This window comes from Streptomyces sp. NPDC087787 (genome assembly GCF_044743035.1).
Classification (GTDB): domain Bacteria; phylum Actinomycetota; class Actinomycetes; order Streptomycetales; family Streptomycetaceae; genus Streptomyces.
On sequence record NZ_JBIUVQ010000016.1, the window covers coordinates 134,792 to 154,262 of the forward strand.

A 19,471-nucleotide genomic window follows, 5' to 3' on the forward strand; every position below is an offset into this window, starting at 1 on the left:
GCGATCGTCACCCTTTGTGATGACGTGATCGGCAACGGGCGGCTACCGTGGAGGGCAGGCAGCAGAATCCCGTCCATGGGAGGAACCATGACCGCCGAGTCCACCGAGCAGCCTCACTGGCCGATGCCGCCGATGGACGGTTACACCGTGGACGATCTGTTCACGCTGCCCAATCTCCCGCCGCACACCGAGCTGATCGACGGGAGCCTGGTCTTCGTGAGTCCGCAGCGCTACTTCCACTTCACAGCGATCGATCTGCTCGTGAGTGGCCTGCGCAGTACTCTGCCGCCCGAGCTCAAAGTCGCCCGTGAGATGACCGTCCTGTTGGACAAGCGCAACGGGCCCGAGCCAGACATCTCCGTCGTCACGGCGAGCGCCAAAACAGGACCGATGCAGACGCACTTCGACGGGAGAGACGTCCGCCTGGCCGTCGAGGTCATTTCCCCGGAGTCCGAGTCACGTGACCGCTACACCAAGCCGGTCAAGTACGCCGCAGCAGGCATCCGCCATTTTTGGCTGGTCGAGATGGCGGGTCCCGACAGCCGCCCAGTCGTGCAGGTCTACGAGCTGGCCCAGACAGCCCGCGAGTACGCCTTGACCGGCATTCACCACGATCACCTCAAGGTCGACGTGCCCTACACCATCGACATCGACCTGACCGCCATCGACAACCTCTGAGCCGCCCGGCTCCTCAGAGCACCGTCGCCCCCGCCGCGGGCCCCCTGGCCACCCGTACCGTGCGGCAGGTGCCGGACTCCCGCAGGGCTCGCGCCACTGCCCCCGCCGACTCGGCGTCAGCCGTGAGGAAGGCCGTCGTCGGCCCCGAGCCGGAGACCAGGCCCGCCAGGGCACCGGCCTCACACCCCGCCGCGAGCGTGTCCGCGAGGGACGGGCGCAGGGAGAGCGCCGCGGGCTGGAGGTCGTTGGAGAGCGCGGCGGCGAGGGCCGCGGTGTCCCCCTTCTCCAGGGCGGCCAGCAGGTCCTCGGAGGCGACCGGCTCCGGAATGTCCGTGCCCTCGGCGAGCCGGTCGAACTCGCGGAACACCGCAGGCGTGGACAGCCCCCCGTCGGCCATCGCGAACACCCAGTGGAAGGTGCCGCCGACCTCCAGCGGGCGCAGCTTCTCCCCGCGCCCGGTGCCCAGCGCCGCCCCGCCGACCAGGCTGAACGGCACATCGCTGCCCAGTTCGGCGCAGATGTCGAGGAGTTCGTCGCGGGAGGCGTTCGTGCCCCACAGCGCGTCGCAGGCCACCAGCGCGCCCGCGCCGTCCGCGCTGCCGCCCGCCATGCCCCCGGCGACCGGGATGTCCTTGGCGATGTGGATGTGCACGTCGGGGCTGCGGCCGTAACACTCGGCGAGGACGAGCGCCGCGCGGGCGGCGAGGTTCGTACGGTCCAGCGGGACCTCGCCGGCGTCCGGACCCGCGCAGGTCACGCGCAGTTCGTCGGCCTCGGTGACCGTGACCTCGTCGTACAGGCCGACCGCGAGGAAGACGTTCGCCAGGTCGTGGAAGCCGTCGGGGCGGGCGGCGCCGACCGCGAGCTGGGCGTTGACCTTGGCCGGGACGCGTACGGTGACGCTCACTTACCGGTCTCCTTGTGTTCGGCGATCCGTGCGAACTCCTCCACGGTCAGCGACTCGCCCCGCGCCTGCGGGGAGACCCCGGCGGCGACCAGGGCCGCCTCCGCCGCCGCGGCCGAACCGGCCCACCCGGCGAGCGCGGCCCGCAGGGTCTTGCGGCGCTGGGCGAAGGCCGCGTCGACGACGGCGAAGACCTCGCGCTTGGTGGCGGTGGTCGCGATCGGTTCCGTGCGCCGGACCAGCGACACCAGTCCGCTGTCGACGTTGGGCGCGGGCCAGAAGACGTTGCGGCCGATGGCCCCGGCCCGCTTGACCTCGGCGTACCAGTTGGCCTTCACGGACGGCACGCCGTACACCTTCGATCCGGGCGCCGCGGCGAGCCGGTCGGCGACCTCCGCCTGCACCATCACCAGAGTCCGCTCGATGCTCGGGAAGGTGTCGAGCATGTGCAGCAGGACGGGCACGGCCACGTTGTACGGGAGGTTCGCGACCAGGGCGGTGGGCGCGGGGCCCGGCAGCTCGGTGACGTGCATCGCGTCGGAGTGGACCAGCGCGAAACGGGCGGCGCGCTCCGGCATGCGGGCGGCGACGGTCGCGGGCAGCGCGCCGGCGAGCACGTCGTCGATCTCGACGGCGGTGACCCGCTCGGCGGCCTCCAGCAGGGCCAGGGTGAGGGAGCCGAGCCCCGGGCCGACCTCGACGACCACGTCCTCGGGCTGGACGTCGGCGGTGCGGACGATGCGGCGGACGGTGTTCGCGTCGATCACGAAGTTCTGGCCGCGTTGCTTGGTGGGGCGCACGCCGAGCGCGGCCGCGAGTTCGCGGACGTCGGCGGGGCCCAGGAGGGCGTCGGGGGCGGGGCTGCTCACGGCACAAGGGTACGGGGACGCGAACCACGCAACCGCCACGGCCACCGGGCCCGCCCAGCGGCCACCCGAAGCAGAAGCCCACGCACGGCGGACGGCGCCGGGGGACGGCGCGGGGGCGGGCGCCGGCGGGCGGCTCGCCCACGCACGGCCGGACGGCGACGGCGCCGGCGGGGCAACGCAAAGACTCGCCCACGACCGCCGCTGGCCCCGGCGACCCGCGCGAGGGCCGTCCTGCGGCCGCCCCGGGGACGAGGCCCACCCCGCAGCCGCCCTGGAGCGGGGCCGACCCGCGGCCGTCCGGAGCGGAGGCGGGCACAGAGGGTCCCGCTCGCCTGCTCGCGGCGTCCGCGCACGGTGGGCGGCGGGCGCGGGACGGCCGACGCCGCCGGGGCTCGTCCGCGTCTCCGCGCGCCTACCCCTGCAGTCGGTCGCCGCAGTGGGGCCAGGGGCTTGAGCCGCGGCTGACGTACAGCTTCTTCGCGCGGTAGGTCTGTTCCTCCGCCGGGGCGTCCTGGGGGCGGCCCCGGCCGCCGAGGCGGTGCCAGGTGCCCTCGTCGAACTGGTACAGGCCGCCGTACGTGCCCGAGGGGTCCACGGCGTCCGCCCTGCCGCCGGACTCGCACTGCGCCAGCCCCTGCCAGTCGAGGTGGTCGGCGCCCCGTACCGACCGCGGGTGGGCCCTGGTGCCGAACTTCACGATCTGCGTCCGCGGCGCCCGCACCACCTCCGACTCCACGCGCCACGGCCGCTGCCGCACGCCGTTGACGGTACGCACGGAGTACACGATCCGGCGCACCCCCGGCTGTCCGGCACGCTCCACGACCTCCGTCCCCGTGAAGAGGGACGGGTCGGCGGTGCGCCGTACGGCGAACGGGACGAGTTCCTCGCGCACCTCCCGGCTTCCGGTGATCCGCAGCACGGTGACCGTCTGCCCGTCGCGCGGAAAGCTGGACGGCGCCACGGAGGTGGTGTCCTGGCCCCGCAGGGTGATCCCGGCCTCCCGCACCACGTCCCGCACGGTCGCCGCGTTGGTGCGGATCGTGCGGGCGCGGCCGTCCGCCATGACGGTCACCGAGCGTTCGGTGCGCACGTCCAGGGCGAGTCCGGCGCGTCCGATGGGCTGCGAGCGCGCGGCCGACAGATACGCGCCCTCCGCGCGCACGCCCAACTGCCCGAGCGCCTCCTCGACCGTGCGCGCCGTCGTCCACACCTCGCGGCGCTGTCCGTCGAGCGTGAGCCGGACCGGCCGCCCGCGGCGCACGGTGATCTCGTCGCCGCTGGTGAGCGCGGCCTCGGCGCCGGGCACCACCACGTCGTGCGGCCCCAGCCGCACGCCCTCGTCGGCCAGCAGTCCGGAGACGTCGTCTGCGAAGGTGTGCAGAGTGCGCCCGGTGCCGTCGACGCTGAGCTCGATCGCCTTGTCCGTGGCGACGAACGCGGTGGTCCCGCCCGCCAGGAACGCGACGACCAGCGCGCGGGGCAGCAGCCGGCGCACACAGTCCGGCCGTTCCGCGTACCGCGCCCTGCGCCGCCGCGCGCCCCGGTGCGTGCCGCCGCCGCCTGTGCCGCTCCCCGCATCGCTTCCGGCCGGGTGGCTCTGCCGGGGCATCACCAACTGGGTCGGCTCGTGGGCGGCGGACCGGCCGACGGCCTCGTAGGCGGGTCGGTACGTGTCCGCGTACGGCGGCCCCTGGGGCCCGTACGGCAGCGTCCGCGCGGTGTGCACGTCGTGATGGACACCGGCCTGCTCGTACTGCCAGTACGGGTCGCCCTGCTCGTACAGTCCGCCGACCTGCTCGTACGGGTTGTACGGGTCGTACGGGTTGTGGCGGCCCCCGTACCCCACATGATTCCCGTACCCCTCGTACAGGCTGTACCGCTCGTACGGGTTGTACGGCCCGTACGGCTCATACGCCTCGTGGTTCTCGTATGCGCCGTAGGCCTCGCGGGTCTCGTACCGCAGATCGCTCACGCGGCGAGAACCTAGCGGAGCGCCCGTCACTCTCCAAAGTGATTCGCGTGCGCTCAGTAGCCGAAAGCGCGGGCCGTGTTGACCGCGAGCGCCGTCGCCAGGGTGTCCTCGTCGATGCCGCGCACGGCGGCCATCGCACGCACCGTGACCGGAACGAGGTACGGGGCGTTGGGCCGTCCGCGGTACGGCGCCGGCGTCAGGAAGGGCGCGTCGGTCTCCACCAGGACCAGTTCCAGCGGGGCGACGGCGAGGGCGTCCCGCAGGTGCTGGGCGTTCTTGAAGGTGACGTTTCCGGCGAAGGACATGTAGTAGCCGGCGCGGGCGCACACCTCGGCCATCTCCGCGTCGCCCGAGTAGCAGTGGAACACCGTCCGCTCGGGGGCGCCCTCCTCCTTGAGGACGCGCAGGACGTCGGCGTGGGCGTCCCGGTCGTGGATGACGAGGGCCTTGCCGTGCCGCTTGGCGATCTCGATGTGGGCGCGGAAGGACCGCTCCTGTGCCGCCTCGCCCTCGGGTCCGGTGCGGAAGTAGTCGAGCCCGGTCTCGCCGACGCCCTTGACCTGGGGCAGCGCGGCCAGCCGGTCGATCTCGGCCAGGGCCTCGTCGAGCGCGGCGTCCCCGCCCGGCTCGCGCGCGCCCTGCCGCGACCAGCCGTCCGGATCGCCGTGGACGATGCGCGGGGCCTCGTTCGGGTGCAGGGCGACCGTCGCGTGGACGCTGTCGTACGCGGCGGCCGTCTCGGCGGCCCATCGCGAGCCGTCCAGGTCGCAGCCGACCTGGACGACCGTCGTCACGCCCACCGACGCGGCCTTGGCCAGGCCCTCCTCGACCGTGCCGGACTGCATGTCGAGGTGGGTGTGGGAGTCGGCGACCGGTATCCGGAGCGGCTCCGGAAGCGGGGGCGCCGCGTTCTTGTCGGCGTTCGAAGGCATGACCCGATCCTACGGAAGGGGCCGGTCGTCACCCTTCGCCGTCCGCCGGCGGCAGGAACGCGCCCTCCTCAGTCCGCCTCCTCAGTCCGCCTCCTCAGTCCGCCATCTCAGTCCGCCTTGTCAGCCGGCCTTGCGGTGGAAGGGGTGCAGCAGGTCCGACAGGTGCCAGTGGTGGTCGCCGTGGGCCTCCTGCGCACGGTCCGCCGCCTCCTCCCCGGGCGGGGGCTCGTGCCGGTGCTCCTCGTGCCGGTGCAGATGGCTCTGCGCGGACGACACCCGCCCGGCCCGCATGATCCGGACGACGTGCCCGTCGCAGTTCTGGCAGTTCGGCCGGCTCAGCGGGGACGGGACGAGGCGGCCGTCCGCCACGTACCGCACGCACTCGTGGCCGTCGCCGTCCGTGTAGTGCTCGATCTCGTACGACTGCTCCCACCCGTGCCCGCACCTCATGCAGGCGAAGGAGTAGGACTCGTTGACGACGGCGGTGGCCGTACCGCGGTGGCCGAGGCCCCGCCCTTCGATGTCGCTCATGCCAGCTCCTCGTGTCCGCGTGTCCGCTGGACAAAGGGGACGGTTGCCGTCCCGTCGTCCAGTGAACCCCTCCGCCGGCGGCGGCGCACAAGGGCTGGGGAGTGTTGGAGGCGTTTTGGGCCCCGCTTGCCAAAGGGTCCCTCCGACGGCCGAAGTCCCTTTGCCTTCCCGGACGGCTCTTTGCCGCTCCATGGGGCGGCCGCTCATGAGAGACGCGCCCTGCTCAGAGGGGGTGTGAGCGCGGTCTCACGCCCCGGCGCGCTTGGCGGCGACCACCGCGTCGAACACCTCCCGCTTGGGCACCCCGGCCTCGACCGCGACGGCCGCGATGGCCTCCTTGCGGCGTTCCCCGGCCTCCTCGCGCACCCGCACCCGCCGCACCAGTTCCTCGGGGCCGATCTCCTCGGGCCCCTTCTCGGGCGCCCCCTCGACCACGACGGTGATCTCGCCGCGCACGCCCTCGGCCGCCCACGCGGCCAGCTCCCCGAGTCCGCCGCGCCGGACCTCCTCGTAGGTCTTGGTCAGCTCCCGGCAGACGGCGGCCCGCCGCTCGGCGCCGAAGACCTCGGCCATCGCCGCGAGCGTGTCGTCGAGCCGGTGCGGGGCCTCGAAGTAGACCAGCGTGCGCCGCTCGTCCGCGACCTCCCGCAGCCGGCTCAGCCGCTCGCCCGCCTTGCGCGGCAGGAACCCCTCGAAGCAGAACCGGTCGACCGGCAGCCCGGACAGCGCGAGCGCGGTGAGCACGGCGGAGGGGCCCGGTACGGCCGTCACCCGGACGTCCTGCTCCACGGCGGCCGCGACCAGCCGGTAGCCGGGGTCGGACACGGACGGCATGCCCGCGTCCGTCACCAGCAGCACACGCGCTCCGCCGAGCAGCTCCTCGACCAGCTCGGGCGTGCGGGCGGACTCGTTGCCCTCGAAGTACGACACGACGCGCCCCTTGGGGGTGACGCCGAGCGCCTGGGTGAGCCGGCGCAGCCGCCGGGTGTCCTCAGCGGCGACCACGTCCGCGCCGGCCAGCTCCTCGGCGAGCCGGGGCGGCGCGTCCTGGACGTCGCCGATGGGGGTGCCCGCCAAAACAAGGGTTCCAGTCACGCCTCCCATCCTCTCAAGCGCCGTCGCGGGCGAACGCCGAGTGCCGTCGTGGGCGAACGCGTCCCGGCCGGTACCGGCCATGCGCGGGACTCACACGGAACGGTTCCCTACGATGGCGCGGTGACCAGTACCGCGTCCCACACGGACCCCCGGCAGGGCCCGGCCCCGCACGACCAGCGGCCGACATGGCAGCAGCGCCTGCGCCGCTTCGGCCACTCCGCGGGGCCCGCAAGCGGCGAGGGGGGCGTCGTCGACCGGCTGGTGCCGCCGTATGCGCAGCCCGGCGGGCGCCTGTGGGCGGCCCTGGGCATCCCGCGGACCCTCGCCGACCGGATCGCGCGCTGGTCCGGCTGGGGCGGCCCGCTGCTGGTCACGCTGGTGGCGGGCGTGCTGCGGTTCTGGAACCTGGGCAGCCCGAAGGCGGTGATATTCGACGAGACGTACTACGCCAAGGACGCGTGGGCGCTCGTCCACCGCGGCTTCGAGGTCAACTGGGACAAGAACGCCAACGACCTGATCCTCAAGACCGGCGGGCACGTCCCCATTCCCACGGACGCGGCCTATGTCGTGCACCCGCCGGTCGGCAAGTACGTGATCGGCCTCGGCGAGCTGCTCTTCGGGTTCAACCCGTTCGGCTGGCGCTTCATGACGGCCCTGCTCGGCACGCTGTCGGTGCTGATGCTGTGCCGGATCGGCCGTCGCCTGCTTCGCTCCACCTTCCTCGGCTGCCTGGCGGGCGCGCTGATGGCGGTGGACGGCCTGCACTTCGTGATGAGCCGGACCGCGCTGCTCGACGGCGTGCTGATGTTCTTCGTGCTGGCCGCCTTCGGCTGCCTGCTGATCGACCGCGACCGGACCCGGGCGAAACTCGCCGCCGCGCTTCCCGCCGACGACGACGGGCGGGTGCGGCCCGACGCGTACACGGCCGAGACGGCCCGCCTCGGGCTGCGCCCGTGGCGCTGGGCGGCGGGCCTCATGCTGGGCCTGGCGTTCGGCACCAAGTGGAACGGCCTGTACGTCCTGGCCGCGTTCTGCGTGATGGCCGTGCTGTGGGACGTGGGCGCCCGCAAGGTGGCCGGCGCCTGGCGCCCGTACTCGGCCGTGCTGAAACGGGACACCGGCATCACGTTCCTGGCCACGGTCCCGGTCGCGATCGCCGTGTACCTGGTCTCCTGGATCGGCTGGATCCGCTCACCCGCCGACGGCAGCGGCGGCTACTTCCGCGACTGGGCCGCGAACGACGGCAAGGGCGGCGGCTTCGCCTTCCTGCCGGACTGGCTGCGGAGCCTGTGGCACTACGAGCACGAGGTCTACAACTTCCACGTCGGCCTGTCCTCGCCGCACAACTACCAGTCCAACCCGTGGAGCTGGATCGTCGACGGCCGTCCGGTCTCGTACTTCTACGAGTCGCCCTCCCCGGGCACGGCGGGCTGTCCCACGGACGCCGCCGGCAAGTGCGCCCGCGAGGTCCTCGCCATCGGCACGCCGATGCTGTGGTGGGCGGCCTGCGCCGCGCTGGTGTACGTGCTGTGGCGCTGGTTCTTCCGCCGCGACTGGCGTGCGGGCGCCATCGCCTGCGCCGCCGCCGCCGGCTATCTGCCCTGGTTCCTGTACCAGGAGCGCACGATCTTCTTCTTCTACGCCATCGTCTTCCTGCCCTTCCTCTGCCTGGCCGTGGCGATGCTGATCGGCGCGATCGTGGGACCGCCCGGTTCCTCGGAGACCCGCCGCGTCGCGGGCGCGACCGGCGCGGGCGTCCTGTTCCTGCTGATCGCCTGGAACTTCGTCTATTTCTGGCCGCTGTACACGGGCACGTCGATCCCCATCGACTCGTGGCGGTCGCGGATGTGGCTGGACACCTGGGTCTAGCTGGACAGACACACCACGAGGGCGCGGCCGATGGCCGCGCCCTCGTGGTCGTTGATGGTCGTTGGCGGTCACCACCGGCCGCCCTCGGACGGCCCAGAGACGGCCCACGGCAGATTTACGGACCGATCACGCTTGGCACGCCATCCAGCCCACAACCTGCGGTGATACCTCAGGCCTGATGACAGCGACGCCTCACCGTCCACGCCACGTCCACAGCCGAAATGCACGGCTCGCTCGGTCGGCAAGTCGTCACTCAGGAGTCTTCGTCGTCTGCCGGGCTCAGCCGTCATCCGGTAGGGCAGAGCTTCGCGGCCGCGTCCAGCCACTCCCCGTAAGCCTGCTCGTCCTTCATGTCCCACAGCAGGACACCCGCGACTGTGAGTCGCGCAGGTGTGGGGCCGCCCACAGCCACCGACCGTCGGCCCCGATCGCGGCGACCGACCCCGGTCAGCCGAGACGCGTACCGGCTCGCTCGCGAGGTACGCCCGAATGTCCTCCACGGCGTGGCCGTAGTGCGTCGCGTACTCGGTCCGCGAGACGCAGCCGAGGTGTGGGGCGGCGAGCTCCGTCCGCGACCACCCTGCCGGATTCCGAAACCATCACTACCACGCGGCGGTTGGACCACGCGGACGCGTCCGGCGGTGTTTCCCGAGCATCCTGCGGGCATGGAGTCATGCGGCTGCGGTGAGGAGCAGATCCCTTGGGTGTTGGCGGAGTTCGGACTGTTCGCGACGGTAGGCCTTGTCCTGACCGTCGGCGTCGTGATGCTCCTGGCGGGCTGGCTGCTGGCGACGGCGAAGTGGCTGATCAGGAATCGGGTACGCCGCCCAATGCGCGGCACCACAGACCCGGCGCCCGCGCCGACGACGACCAGCGAGAGCCCCGGGGACGGGTCTCTGCTGTCCGGCTTCACCTGGCGCTACGAAGATCCCTGACCGAACGACCATGATCCGCGGCCACTCGCACCGGCCGCGCGCTGTTCCCGGCCTGGTCAACGCCCAGGGCCTGTCCGGCGGATCAGGTCGGCTCCAGCCCACGGGGCCTGTCACACCAGGTGACCGGGGGCCGGCGCATGCAGCTGCAGGGCGGAGGACGGAGTCGACGCGGCGCAACGGAGGTGTCCCCTGCTCGCTGAGCTTGAGGGAGACCGACGACAACGCCGCCGGGGTTTCCCCTGCTCGAAAAGCTTGGGGAGGGCGTGCCGGCCCCCGCAGTCCGTACGTACACGCACCTGATGCCGAGCAGTGAGGGCCGCACCCGGAAGGCCGTCGACAGCCTCTATCTGGCGCCGAACCCTCAAGATCACGGCCCAGAGACGGCCCAAGCTGCCTGATCCGGCCCCGACCAGAGGCAAACACCCTGGTCGGGGCCCTGCGGGGCCGAATCACACAGACTTCGTCCATTTCTGGCCGCTGTACACGGGCACGTCGATCCCCATCGACTCCTGGCGTTCACGCATGTGGCTGGACACCTGGGTCTGACGGGGCCCGGCGTCACGGCAGGCGAGCGGATGCCTTACGCAACAGGGCTTCGACGGCACCGAGTTCATCCGCGGAAATGGATTTCGATGCCTCAAGATGCGCGCCCCGGCCGTCGCAGTGACACTGAAAGGACGTCTGAGCAAGCGCCGAAAGGAGCCACCCTATGCGTATTCGACGCGCTGTCACCGCCGCCCTCGCCGCGGCCGCCCTCGCCGGGCTCGGCGTCGTCAACGCCGCGACTGCCCAGGCCGCTCCGCCCCGCATCAGCTGGGGCGACTGCACCTCCAACGGTGGTTACGTGGTGAACCCGTCTCCCAGCGCCTACGTCTGTAACGGCGGGAAGTACGGCGGAGCAGCCATCACGGCGATGTAGGCACGGCCCACGGACTGCCCAAGCTGCCTGAGACGACCCCGGCCGGAAGCGAGTGCCCCTGGCCGGGGCCCTGCAGGACCTTCGCGCAAAGAGGACGGAGTTTCCCCGAGGCTTGCACGTGCGACCTGTGGAGGACTCATGCACACGACTCGATCCCGTGCCCGTTTCGCCGCCGTCTGCGCCACCACCCTGTGCGTCACGGGTGCCCTGTCGCTCCCGGCCCTCGCTTCGTCGTCGCCCTCGCCGTCGGCGCTCTCCAGGCTGGACAAGCAGTTCCTGACCGCCGCCCATCAGGGAAACCTGTGGGAGATCACGACCAGTGAGCAGGCTCAGAGCGCCGCAACCACCGCCTGCGTCAAGCGAGTCGGCGTGGACCTCATCCGCGACCACCGCACCCTCGACGCCGCTGTCGTGAAGACCGCGACCCGACTCGGCATGGTGCTGCCGTCCACGCAGACGGACGCGCAGCTGAGGCAGACCGCCGCCCTCAAGCGCCTCGCCGGGACGCGCGCGTACGACACCGCGTGGCTCAAGGCCCAGTACCCCGCCCATGTGCAGACCCTCGCGCTCATCGACAAGGAGATCGCCACGGGCGCCAACCCCGTCGTCAAGTCCCTGGCCAAGAGCGCCCGCCCGGTGGTCGCACACCACATCGAGATGGTCAACCACGGCGTGTGCCACGCGTAAGAGCCCGCCGGCTCACGGATGTGAGCAGGAGTCAGCCGGCTGATCACCGTCAGCCGGCTGATCACTGTTCGGACACCATTCGAAAACGGCCCCACAGGCTCCCCGCCGGCCGCCTACAGTGCGGTGGTCCGCAACGGGGAGGGAGCGCTTCCATGCGCAAGGGGGTCAAGGCCGCTGTCATCGGCGGGGTGTTCGCCGCGATGATCGGCGGCGCGGGGTACGGGACGTACAACTTCATGTCCGCGCTGAGCGGGAGCACGGTCACCGGCAGCGGCCCGGCGCCGGCCAGGACCGGGCCGCCGAGCCGTGACGAGGTCAAGGAGACCTCGGCGAAGTTCTTCGCCGCCTGGGAGAAGGACCAGCCCGCCGAGGCCGCCTCGTACACCAACTTCCCCGATGCGGCCGAGCAGTTGCTCACGGCCTACGGACGCGACGCGCACATCACCGGCGTGAGGATCACCCCCCGCACCGCCGCCGGGGCCACCGTGCCCTTCTCGGTCAAGGCCACCGTGTCGTACGACGGGAAGTCCAAGCCGCTGGCCTACGCCGGCCGGCTGACCGTCGTACGCGGCGTGTCCACCCACCAGCCGCTGGTCGACTGGCAGCCCTCCGTCGTCCACCCCGACCTGGTCAAGGGCGACACGCTCGTCACCGCGGAGTCGGCGTCACCGCCGATCGAGGCCGTCGACCGCAACGGCGTCGTGCTGACCAGGGACAAGTACCCCTCGCTCGGGCCGATCCTGGACGAGCTGCGGGCCAAGTACGGCGACAAGGCGGGCGGCGAGCCGGCGGTCGAGCTGAGCATCCGGCACGAGGACTCCGGCGCCGCCGAGACCCCGCTGGTCACCCTCGCCAAGGGCCGGCCGGGCAAGCTGCGCACCACCCTCAGCGCGAGTGCGCAGGCGGCGGCCGAGCAGGCGGTGCAGCGGTACGCCGAGTCGTCCGTGGTCGCCGTGAAGCCGTCCACCGGCGAGGTGCTCGCGGTCGCCAACCACCGGGCGGACGGCTTCAACGCGGCCTTCCTCGGCCGGCTCGCGCCCGGCTCCACCATGAAGATCATCAGCGCGGCCACCCTCATCGACAACAGGCTCACGACGGCTGCCGGGCCCGCGCCCTGCCCGAACGAGGCGGTGTGGCAGAGCCAGACCTTCCACAACCTCAAGAACATGCCGCCCAACGAGCAGGCCACCCTCGCGGACAGCTTCGCCCGGTCCTGCAACACGGCGTTCGTGAAGTACGCGGACGACGTGCAGGTGGACTCCCTGACCAGGGAGGCCGAGGAGCGCTTCGGGCTCGGCCGGGACAACTGGAAGGTCGGCATACCCTCCTTCGACGGCTCCGTCCCCGCCTCCGGCGGCCCGGACACCGCCGCCAACCTGATCGGCCAGGGCCAGGTCCAGATGAGCCCGCTGAACATGGCGTCGGTGACGGCGACCGCGATGACCGGCACCTTCCGCCAGCCCGTCATCGTGTCCTCCACGCTCGACGGCCGCCCGCTGGCCCAGGCCCGGGGCCTGCCTGCGGGCACGGTCGCCCAGCTGCGGCAGATGATGTACCGCACCGCCACGAGCGGCACCGCGGCCCAGGCGATGTCCGGGCTCGGCGGCAGCATCGGCGCCAAGACCGGCTCCGCCGAGGTGGACGGCCAGGACAGGTCCAACAGCTGGTTCACCGGTTACCGCAACGACATGGCGGCGGCTGCCGTGACCCAGGAGGGCGGCCACGGAGGCGACGCGGCGGGCCCGATCGTGGCGTCCGTCCTCCGCAAGGCCGGCTGACCCTCACACCCCTGCCCGCCCGCCCTGGGACCACGCCCCCTGGGTGCACCCATGGGAAGAAGCCCTAGGGTGGGGCCGTCATTGAGGATCGCGGGCGCAGTGGGGCAGCGGGGGCCCCGGGGGATTGGCGGAGGACGGAAGGCAGTGGGGAACAGAAGGCGCGTCGCCGAGCGACGGAAGACGACTCCGGCCATGGTCGGCGGGGTGATCGCCGTCGTCGTCGGCGGGGCCGGCATCGGCGCCTACGCGCTGTACGGCGGCGGTGCGGCCGCCGACGACCGGCCGCAGACGACGGCCGCGCGCGGGCCGGAGAAGAAGACCGGCCCGCTGTCGGCGGCCGAGGTGCAGACCACGGCCGAGGGATTCCTGGCGGCCTGGCAGCAGGGCAAGCCCGCCGAGGCGGCCGCCGCGACCAGCGACGCCACGGCGGCCACCGGCCTGCTCACCGGCTACGCCAAGGACGCGCACCTGAAGGACGTCACCCTGACCGCGGGCACCGCCGCGGGCGACAAGGTGCCGTTCTCCGTGAAGGCCACGGTGTCCTACAAGGGACTGACCAAGCCGCTGGCGTACGACAGCGCGCTGACCGTCGTGCGGGGCGCCACGGACGGCGAACCGGTCGTGGACTGGCACGCCGCCGTCGTCCACCCCGACCTGAAGGACGGCGACACCCTCGTCACCGGCGAGTCCGGCACCCCGCCGGTCAAGGCCCTGGACCGGAACGGCGCGGAGATGACCACCGCCACGTACCCGTCGCTGGGCCCGGTCCTGGACGGACTGCGCGAGAAGTACGGCGCGACGGCCGGCGGCAGCGCGGGCGTGGAACTGCGCGTGATCCGCGGCAAGGAGTCGAAGAAGGCGGACCTGTCCGACAAGACGCTGGTCGAGCTGAGCAAGGGCGCACCGGGGACGGTGAAGACGACGCTGAGCCCGTCCCTCCAGGCGGCGGCCGAGAAGGAGGTGTCGAGGACCGACCGGGCCTCGGTGGTCGTGATGCGCCCGTCGACCGGCGAGATCCTCGCGGTGGCGAACTCCAACCGCGGCTTCAACACCGCCTTCCTCGGTTCCCTCGCCCCCGGCTCCACGATGAAGATCATCACCTCGTCGCTGCTCTTCGAGAAGGACCTGGCCTCGGCGAACAAGCCGCACCCCTGCCCGAAGACGTTCTCCTACGGCGGCTGGAAGTTCCACAACGACAAGGACTTCGAGATCAAGGGCGGCACGTTCAAGGCCAGCTTCGCCCGCTCCTGCAACACGGCCTTCATCAGCCAGGCGAAGAAGCTGAAGGACTCCGACCTGACCCAGCAGGCCCAGCAGGTCTTCGGCCTGGCGATGGACAACTGGGCGATCGGTGTGCCGTCCTTCGACGGCGCGGTCCCGGTGCAGACGGCGGCCCCGATGGGCGCCTCGCTCATCGGGCAGGGCGGGGTCCGGATGAACCCGCTGAACATGGCGTCGGTGGCGTCGACGGTCAAGGCCGGCGTCTTCCACCAGCCGTACCTGGTCTCCCCGGACACCGACCACCGCGAGCTGGCCACGGCCTCCCGGACGATGTCCGCCTCCACCCTGTCCCAGCTGCGCGAGGTGATGCAGTACACCGCCGCGTACGGGACGGCCGCCGAGGCCATGGCCGGACTCGGCCCGGACTACGGCGCGAAGACGGGTTCCGCCGAGGTGGACAACCAGGAGAAGGCCAACGGCTGGTTCACCGCGTACCGGGGCGACCTCGCGGCCGCGGGGGTCGTGCAGGCGGGCGGCCACGGCGGCGACACGGCCGGTCCGATAGTGGCGTCCCTGCTGAGGGCCGGGAGCTGACGGCGGCCGGACGCACCGCAGGCACCGGCGGCGTCACCCGTGGGTGACCTCCGCCGGTGACGCCGCCCGGTAGGTCCGCCTCAGGAACCTGAGCACCGCTTTCGTGTCGAGCTGGACCACCGAGACACCGCCCGTGGAGTGGAACTCGATCACGGCCTGCACCCGCCCGCAGGGCCACACCCGCACGTCACCGCTGCCGGCCGGGGCACGCAGCCCCTGTTCCAGCAGCGACCGCGGGAAGGTCCACTCGTGCGGGCCGGGCAGGTCGACCATGACGGCGCGCGGATCCTGAAGGGAGTCGTAGCGAAGGACGACCGGGACGGCCCCGGCATCATCGGGCACGTCTTCGGTGAGGATGTGGGCTCGTGCGTGCTGTTCGACCACCGACATCGGACGACCCCTAACGCTGTGTGACCTGTGCGAGGGCTGGACATCCGCTTTCCCTCCAATGTCGCACATTTCCAGGATTCCGCTTCCTGAACATTCGCGAGCCGGTCACATCGACGACAGTCTCGCTCTTGCAATGACTTCGCAACAAGCCCTTATCATCGAACGGTGCATGTGCCTGACGGATTCATCAACGCGCCCACATCCGCCGTCGCCGGAGTCGTCGCCGCCGGCGCCGTCGCCGTGAGCCTGCGCGGTGCGCGCCGGGAACTCGACGAACGGACCGCGCCGCTGGCCGGTCTCGTCGCGGCGTTCATCTTCGCCGTGCAGATGCTGAACTTCCCCGTCGCGGCCGGCACCAGCGGCCACCTCCTCGGCGGAGCACTGGCCGCGATACTCGTGGGCCCCTGCACCGGGGTCCTGTGCGTCAGCGTCGTCCTGCTCATGCAGGGCATCCTCTTCGCCGACGGCGGCCTGACCGCGCTCGGCGTCAACATCACCGACATGGCGGTCGTCACGACGGTGGTGGCCTACGCCGTCTTCCGCGGACTGGTCAAGGTGCTCCCGCGGCGCCGCGGCTCGGTCACCGCGGCCTCCTTCACCGCCGCGCTCGTCTCCGTCCCCGCCGCCGCCGTCGCCTTCACGCTGATCTACGCGGTCGGCGGCACCACCGACGTGGAGATCGGCAAGGTCGCCACCGCCATGATCGGCGTGCATGTCCTCATCGGCATCGGCGAGGCCGCGATCACCGCGCTGACCGTCGGCGCCGTCATCGCCGTACGCCCGGACCTGGTGTACGGGGCGCGCGGCCTGGAGCAGCGCCTGAAACTTCGGGTGAACGGCGAACTCGTCGACGCCCCCGCGGCCGAGCCGGAGCCCGTGCCCGCCGCCGCCCGGTCCCACCGCAAGGTGTGGATCACCGGCCTGGTCACCTCCCTCGTCCTCGCCGGATTCGTCAGCTTCTACGCCTCGGCCAACCCCGACGGCCTGGAGAAGATCGCCCACGACCAGGGCATCGACAAGAAGGAGGAGGCGCACGCCTCCGCAGGCTCCCCGCTCGCCGACTACGGGGTGAGGGACATCGCCGACGCCCGGCTGTCCGGCGGGCTCGCGGGCGTGATCGGTGTCGGGGCGACCGTCGTCGCGGGCAGCACCGTCTTCTGGGTGGTCCGCAGGCGGCGCACGGCCGCCGAGCCGTCCGATCCCTCCTCCCAGGCCGCCTGACATGGGGGCGGATGGGGGTACCACCCACGCGTTCAGCAGTGGGGGAGCACACCGGTTGTACCGGCACGGGCACTCCCCCGTGCACGCGCTGCCGCCGCACACCAAGCTGGCCGCCGTCTTCGCCTTCGTCGTGGTCGTGGTGTCGACCCCGAGGGAGGCGATGTGGGCGTTCGCCGCGTACGCCGTGCTGCTCGCCGTCGTCGCCACCGTGGCCCGCGTGCCCGCCGGCTTCCTGCTCAAGCGGCTGCTGATCGAGGTCCCGTTCGTCGCGTTCGCGGTGCTCATGCCGTTCGTGGCCCAGGGCGAGCGGGTGGACGTGCTCGGGATGTCCCTGAGCGTGAACGGGCTGTGGGGCGCCTGGAACGTGCTCGCCAAGGGCACCCTCGGCGTCGCCGCGTCCGTCCTGCTGGCGAGCACGACCGAACTGCGCGAGCTGCTGCTCGGCCTGCAACGCCTGAAGCTGCCGCCGCTGCTGGTGCAGATCGCGTCCTTCATGATCCGCTACGGCGACGTCATCACCGACGAGATGCGGCGGATGCGGATCGCCCGCGAGTCCCGCGGCTTCGAGGCGCGGGGGATCCGGCACTGGGGCGTGCTCGCCAAGTCCGCGGGCGCCCTGTTCATCCGCTCCTACGAGCGCGGGGAGCGCGTGCACCTGGCCATGGTGAGCCGGGGCTACGCCGGTTCGATGCCGGTCATCGACGAGGTGACCGCGTCCAGGGCGCAGTGGTCGTACGCCCTGGCCCTCCCCTGTGCCGCGTTCGCCGTCTGTCTGCTGGGATGGGTCCTGTGACAGCTTCTCTGGAGGTCTCCGGCCTCGCCTTCGCCTACCCCGACGGCCACCAGGCCCTGTTCGGCGTCGACTTCAGCGTCGGGCGCGGCGAACGGGTCGCCCTGCTCGGCCCCAACGGCGCCGGGAAGACCACCCTGGTGCTGCATCTGAACGGCATCCTGGGCGGGGGCACCGGGACGGTGACGGTCGCCGGGCTGCCGGTCGGCAGGAAGCACATGGCCGAGATCCGGCAGAAGGTCGGCATCGTCTTCCAGGACCCGGACGACCAGTTGTTCATGCCGACCGTGCGGGAGGACGTGGCCTTCGGGCCCGCCGCGGCCGGACTCAAGGGGCCGGAACTCCAGGCGCGGGTCGCCACGGCCCTGGAGCGGGTCGGCATGGCGGAGTTCGCCGACCGCCCGCCGCACCATCTCTCCTTCGGCCAGCGCCGCCGGGTCGCGGTGGCGACCGTCCTCGCCATGGAGCCGGAGATCCTGGTCCTGGACGAGCCCTCGTCCAATCTGGACCCCGCCTCGCGCCGTGAACTGGCCGACATCCTGCGCTCGTTGGACGTGACGGTGCTCATGGTCACCCACGACCTGCCGTACGCGCTGGAGCTGTGCCCGCGCGCGCTCGTCCTGAGCGACGGCGTGATCGCGGCCGACGGACCCACCGGCGAACTGCTCGCCGACGACGCGCTGATGCGCGCCCACCGCCTGGAGCTGCCCTTCGGCTTCGACCCGCGCTCCGTGACGATGGGCGCGTGACGGGTTTCGGGACGCCTCTGCCCGAGGTGAGCGGACGCCCGGCAACGCCGACATAACGATCGTGCCAAGCCGACCCGCCGCAGGAATCGCAGGCCCGGGCCACCGGTTGCACCCACTGTCGCAGGCGAAGAGCGGAAGGAGTGGCGGACGTGGACATGCACGGCACAGTGGCCGAGGGCTTCGAGCCGGTCGGGGAGGCGTTCGCGGCGAACTTCGCGCTGCGGGGCGAGCGGGGCGCCGCGGTGGCCGTGTACCGGGACGGGCACCGGGTCGTGGACCTGTGGGCGGGGACGAGGGACGTAGACGGTACGGCGGACTCGGCGCCGTGGGAGCGGGGCACCGCGCAGATCGTGCGCTCGGCGACCAAGGGCGTCGCCGCGGCCGTGCTCCTGCTGCTGCACCAGCGCGGGGAGCTGGACCTGGACGCGCCGGTGGGAACGTACTGGCCCGAGTTCAAGGCGGCCGGCAAGGAGCGGGCACTGGTCCGCGACCTGCTGGCCCACCGTGCGGGCGTCCCCGTTCTCGACCGGCCGCTCACTCCTGAGCAGGCCGCCGATCCGGTGCTGGGCGCCGACGCGGTCGCCGCGCAGGCGCCGGTCTGGGAGCCGGGCACGGACCACGGCTACCACGCGCAGACGTACAGCTGGCTGACGGGCGAGCTGGTGCGGCGGGTCACGGGCCGGACGATCGGCGAGTGGATCGCGCGCGAGGTGGCCGGCCCGGTGAGGGCCGACCTGTGGGTGGGGCTGCCGGCGGGCGAGAGCGGGCGTGTGGGCCGCGTGGGCCAGGTGGAGCCCCCGCGTACCGCCACGGGGCTTCGCACCCGCCCCAAGCGGTCCGTGGCCGAGGCGTACGCCGACCCGGAGTCGCTGACCCGGCGGGCGTTCGCGGCGATCACCCCGCTGCCCGACGAGAACGACCCCGCCTACCGCGCGGCGGTCCTGCCCGCGTCCAACGGCATCGCCACGGCCGACGGTCTGGCCCGCTTCTACGCGGCGCTGATCGGCGAAGTGGACGGCGGCACCCGCCTGTTCACCCCGCGGACCATGGAGCTGGCCCGCACGGAGCACTCCGCCGGGCCCGACCGCGTGCTGGTGGCCCCCACCCGCTTCGGCCTCGGCCCCATGCTGCACAGCCCCGCGTCGCCCCTGCTCGGCCCCGGCTCCTTCGGCCACCCCGGCCGCGGCGGCGCCCTGGCCTTCGCCGACCCGGACTCGGCCGTCGCCTTCGCCTACGTCACCAACGGCTTCCAGCCCAATGTGACGGCGGACCCGAGGGCCCAGGCCCTGGTCCACGCGGTGCGGGCGTCCCTGGCGTAGCCACCTCCCCGCGGGAGT

Annotated in this window: 18 protein-coding genes and 1 pseudogene; 11 read left to right on the top strand and 8 right to left on the bottom strand. The window is 72.3% G+C overall.

Going from position 1 to position 19,471, the window contains the following annotated elements:
- Positions 1 to 87: 87 nt before the first annotated feature.
- Complete coding sequence (locus tag ACIOWN_RS24975; protein WP_326802825.1) at positions 88 to 678, top strand: Uma2 family endonuclease; 591 nt, start codon at positions 88 to 90, stop codon at positions 676 to 678.
- 13 nt (positions 679 to 691) lie between these two features.
- On the opposite strand, the gene ACIOWN_RS24980 is transcribed toward ACIOWN_RS24975, so the two are convergent.
- From ACIOWN_RS24980 to rsmI, 6 genes are all read right to left on the bottom strand, one after another.
- Positions 692 to 1,585, bottom strand: a complete 894-nt coding sequence (locus ACIOWN_RS24980; protein WP_401983361.1) for a 4-(cytidine 5'-diphospho)-2-C-methyl-D-erythritol kinase — start codon at positions 1,583 to 1,585, stop codon at positions 692 to 694.
- A complete protein-coding gene (rsmA, locus tag ACIOWN_RS24985) occupies positions 1,582 to 2,451 on the bottom strand; it encodes a 16S rRNA (adenine(1518)-N(6)/adenine(1519)-N(6))-dimethyltransferase RsmA (RefSeq protein ID WP_362345445.1) in 870 nt (289 codons plus the stop codon). The genes ACIOWN_RS24980 and rsmA overlap by 4 nt, the downstream gene beginning before the upstream one ends.
- A gap of 412 nt (positions 2,452 to 2,863) precedes the next feature.
- Positions 2,864 to 4,423 (bottom strand): ubiquitin-like domain-containing protein, encoded by a 1,560-nt coding sequence (locus tag ACIOWN_RS24990; protein ID WP_401983362.1) that lies wholly within the window; start codon positions 4,421 to 4,423, stop codon positions 2,864 to 2,866.
- Between the two features lie 53 nt (positions 4,424 to 4,476).
- Entirely contained in the window at positions 4,477 to 5,355 is an 879-nt protein-coding gene (locus ACIOWN_RS24995) for a TatD family hydrolase (protein WP_401983363.1), read from the bottom strand.
- A 120-nt stretch (positions 5,356 to 5,475) separates the two neighbouring features.
- The gene (locus ACIOWN_RS25000; protein WP_401983364.1) at positions 5,476 to 5,886 is read right to left on the bottom strand and encodes a hypothetical protein; all 411 of its coding nucleotides are present in this window, start codon (positions 5,884 to 5,886) and stop codon (positions 5,476 to 5,478) included.
- A gap of 246 nt (positions 5,887 to 6,132) precedes the next feature.
- Positions 6,133 to 6,981, bottom strand: a complete 849-nt coding sequence (gene rsmI, locus ACIOWN_RS25005) for a 16S rRNA (cytidine(1402)-2'-O)-methyltransferase (RefSeq protein ID WP_362345452.1) — start codon at positions 6,979 to 6,981, stop codon at positions 6,133 to 6,135.
- A gap of 120 nt (positions 6,982 to 7,101) precedes the next feature.
- Here rsmI and ACIOWN_RS25010 point away from each other — a divergent pair, with 120 nt between their 5' ends.
- The gene (locus tag ACIOWN_RS25010) at positions 7,102 to 8,850 is read left to right on the top strand and encodes a phospholipid carrier-dependent glycosyltransferase (protein WP_362345454.1); all 1,749 of its coding nucleotides are present in this window, start codon (positions 7,102 to 7,104) and stop codon (positions 8,848 to 8,850) included.
- A gap of 458 nt (positions 8,851 to 9,308) precedes the next feature.
- Here ACIOWN_RS25010 and ACIOWN_RS25015 read toward each other — a convergent pair.
- Positions 9,309 to 9,413, bottom strand: a pseudogene (locus ACIOWN_RS25015) (D-2-hydroxyacid dehydrogenase family protein); the annotation flags it as partial.
- 102 nt (positions 9,414 to 9,515) lie between these two features.
- Between ACIOWN_RS25015 and ACIOWN_RS25020 the strand changes: the two are divergent.
- The 5 genes from ACIOWN_RS25020 to ACIOWN_RS25040 all read left to right on the top strand — a co-directional run bounded on the left by ACIOWN_RS25020 (position 9,516) and on the right by ACIOWN_RS25040 (position 14,984).
- On the top strand, positions 9,516 to 9,785 hold the full coding sequence (locus tag ACIOWN_RS25020; protein WP_362345456.1) for a hypothetical protein: 270 nt from the start codon (positions 9,516 to 9,518) through the stop codon (positions 9,783 to 9,785).
- Positions 9,786 to 10,494: 709 nt separating this feature from the next.
- Positions 10,495 to 10,704: a hypothetical protein gene (locus tag ACIOWN_RS25025; RefSeq protein ID WP_362345458.1), complete on the top strand. Its 210-nt coding sequence runs from the start codon at positions 10,495 to 10,497 to the stop codon at positions 10,702 to 10,704.
- Positions 10,705 to 10,842: 138 nt separating this feature from the next.
- Complete coding sequence (locus ACIOWN_RS25030; protein ID WP_401983365.1) at positions 10,843 to 11,391, top strand: DUF4142 domain-containing protein; 549 nt, start codon at positions 10,843 to 10,845, stop codon at positions 11,389 to 11,391.
- Between the two features lie 152 nt (positions 11,392 to 11,543).
- Positions 11,544 to 13,169: a penicillin-binding transpeptidase domain-containing protein gene (locus ACIOWN_RS25035; protein WP_362345461.1), complete on the top strand. Its 1,626-nt coding sequence runs from the start codon at positions 11,544 to 11,546 to the stop codon at positions 13,167 to 13,169.
- A gap of 144 nt (positions 13,170 to 13,313) precedes the next feature.
- A complete protein-coding gene (locus tag ACIOWN_RS25040; protein WP_401983366.1) occupies positions 13,314 to 14,984 on the top strand; it encodes a penicillin-binding transpeptidase domain-containing protein in 1,671 nt (556 codons plus the stop codon).
- Positions 14,985 to 15,017: 33 nt separating this feature from the next.
- On the opposite strand, the gene ACIOWN_RS25045 is transcribed toward ACIOWN_RS25040, so the two are convergent.
- The gene (locus ACIOWN_RS25045; protein ID WP_401983367.1) at positions 15,018 to 15,374 is read right to left on the bottom strand and encodes an SsgA family sporulation/cell division regulator; all 357 of its coding nucleotides are present in this window, start codon (positions 15,372 to 15,374) and stop codon (positions 15,018 to 15,020) included.
- A 165-nt stretch (positions 15,375 to 15,539) separates the two neighbouring features.
- On the opposite strand from ACIOWN_RS25045, the gene ACIOWN_RS25050 reads away from it, so the two are divergent.
- The 4 genes from ACIOWN_RS25050 to ACIOWN_RS25065 all read left to right on the top strand — a co-directional run bounded on the left by ACIOWN_RS25050 (position 15,540) and on the right by ACIOWN_RS25065 (position 19,453).
- A complete protein-coding gene (locus ACIOWN_RS25050; RefSeq protein ID WP_401983368.1) occupies positions 15,540 to 16,595 on the top strand; it encodes an energy-coupling factor ABC transporter permease in 1,056 nt (351 codons plus the stop codon).
- A 1-nt stretch (position 16,596) separates the two neighbouring features.
- A complete protein-coding gene (cbiQ, locus tag ACIOWN_RS25055) occupies positions 16,597 to 17,388 on the top strand; it encodes a cobalt ECF transporter T component CbiQ (RefSeq protein ID WP_401983369.1) in 792 nt (263 codons plus the stop codon).
- Positions 17,376 to 18,134: an ABC transporter ATP-binding protein gene (locus tag ACIOWN_RS25060; RefSeq protein ID WP_362345471.1), complete on the top strand. Its 759-nt coding sequence runs from the start codon at positions 17,376 to 17,378 to the stop codon at positions 18,132 to 18,134. Before cbiQ ends, ACIOWN_RS25060 begins: the two co-directional genes overlap by 13 nt.
- Before the next feature lie 155 nt (positions 18,135 to 18,289).
- A complete protein-coding gene (locus tag ACIOWN_RS25065) occupies positions 18,290 to 19,453 on the top strand; it encodes a serine hydrolase domain-containing protein (RefSeq protein ID WP_401983370.1) in 1,164 nt (387 codons plus the stop codon).
- Positions 19,454 to 19,471: the final 18 nt, after the last annotated feature.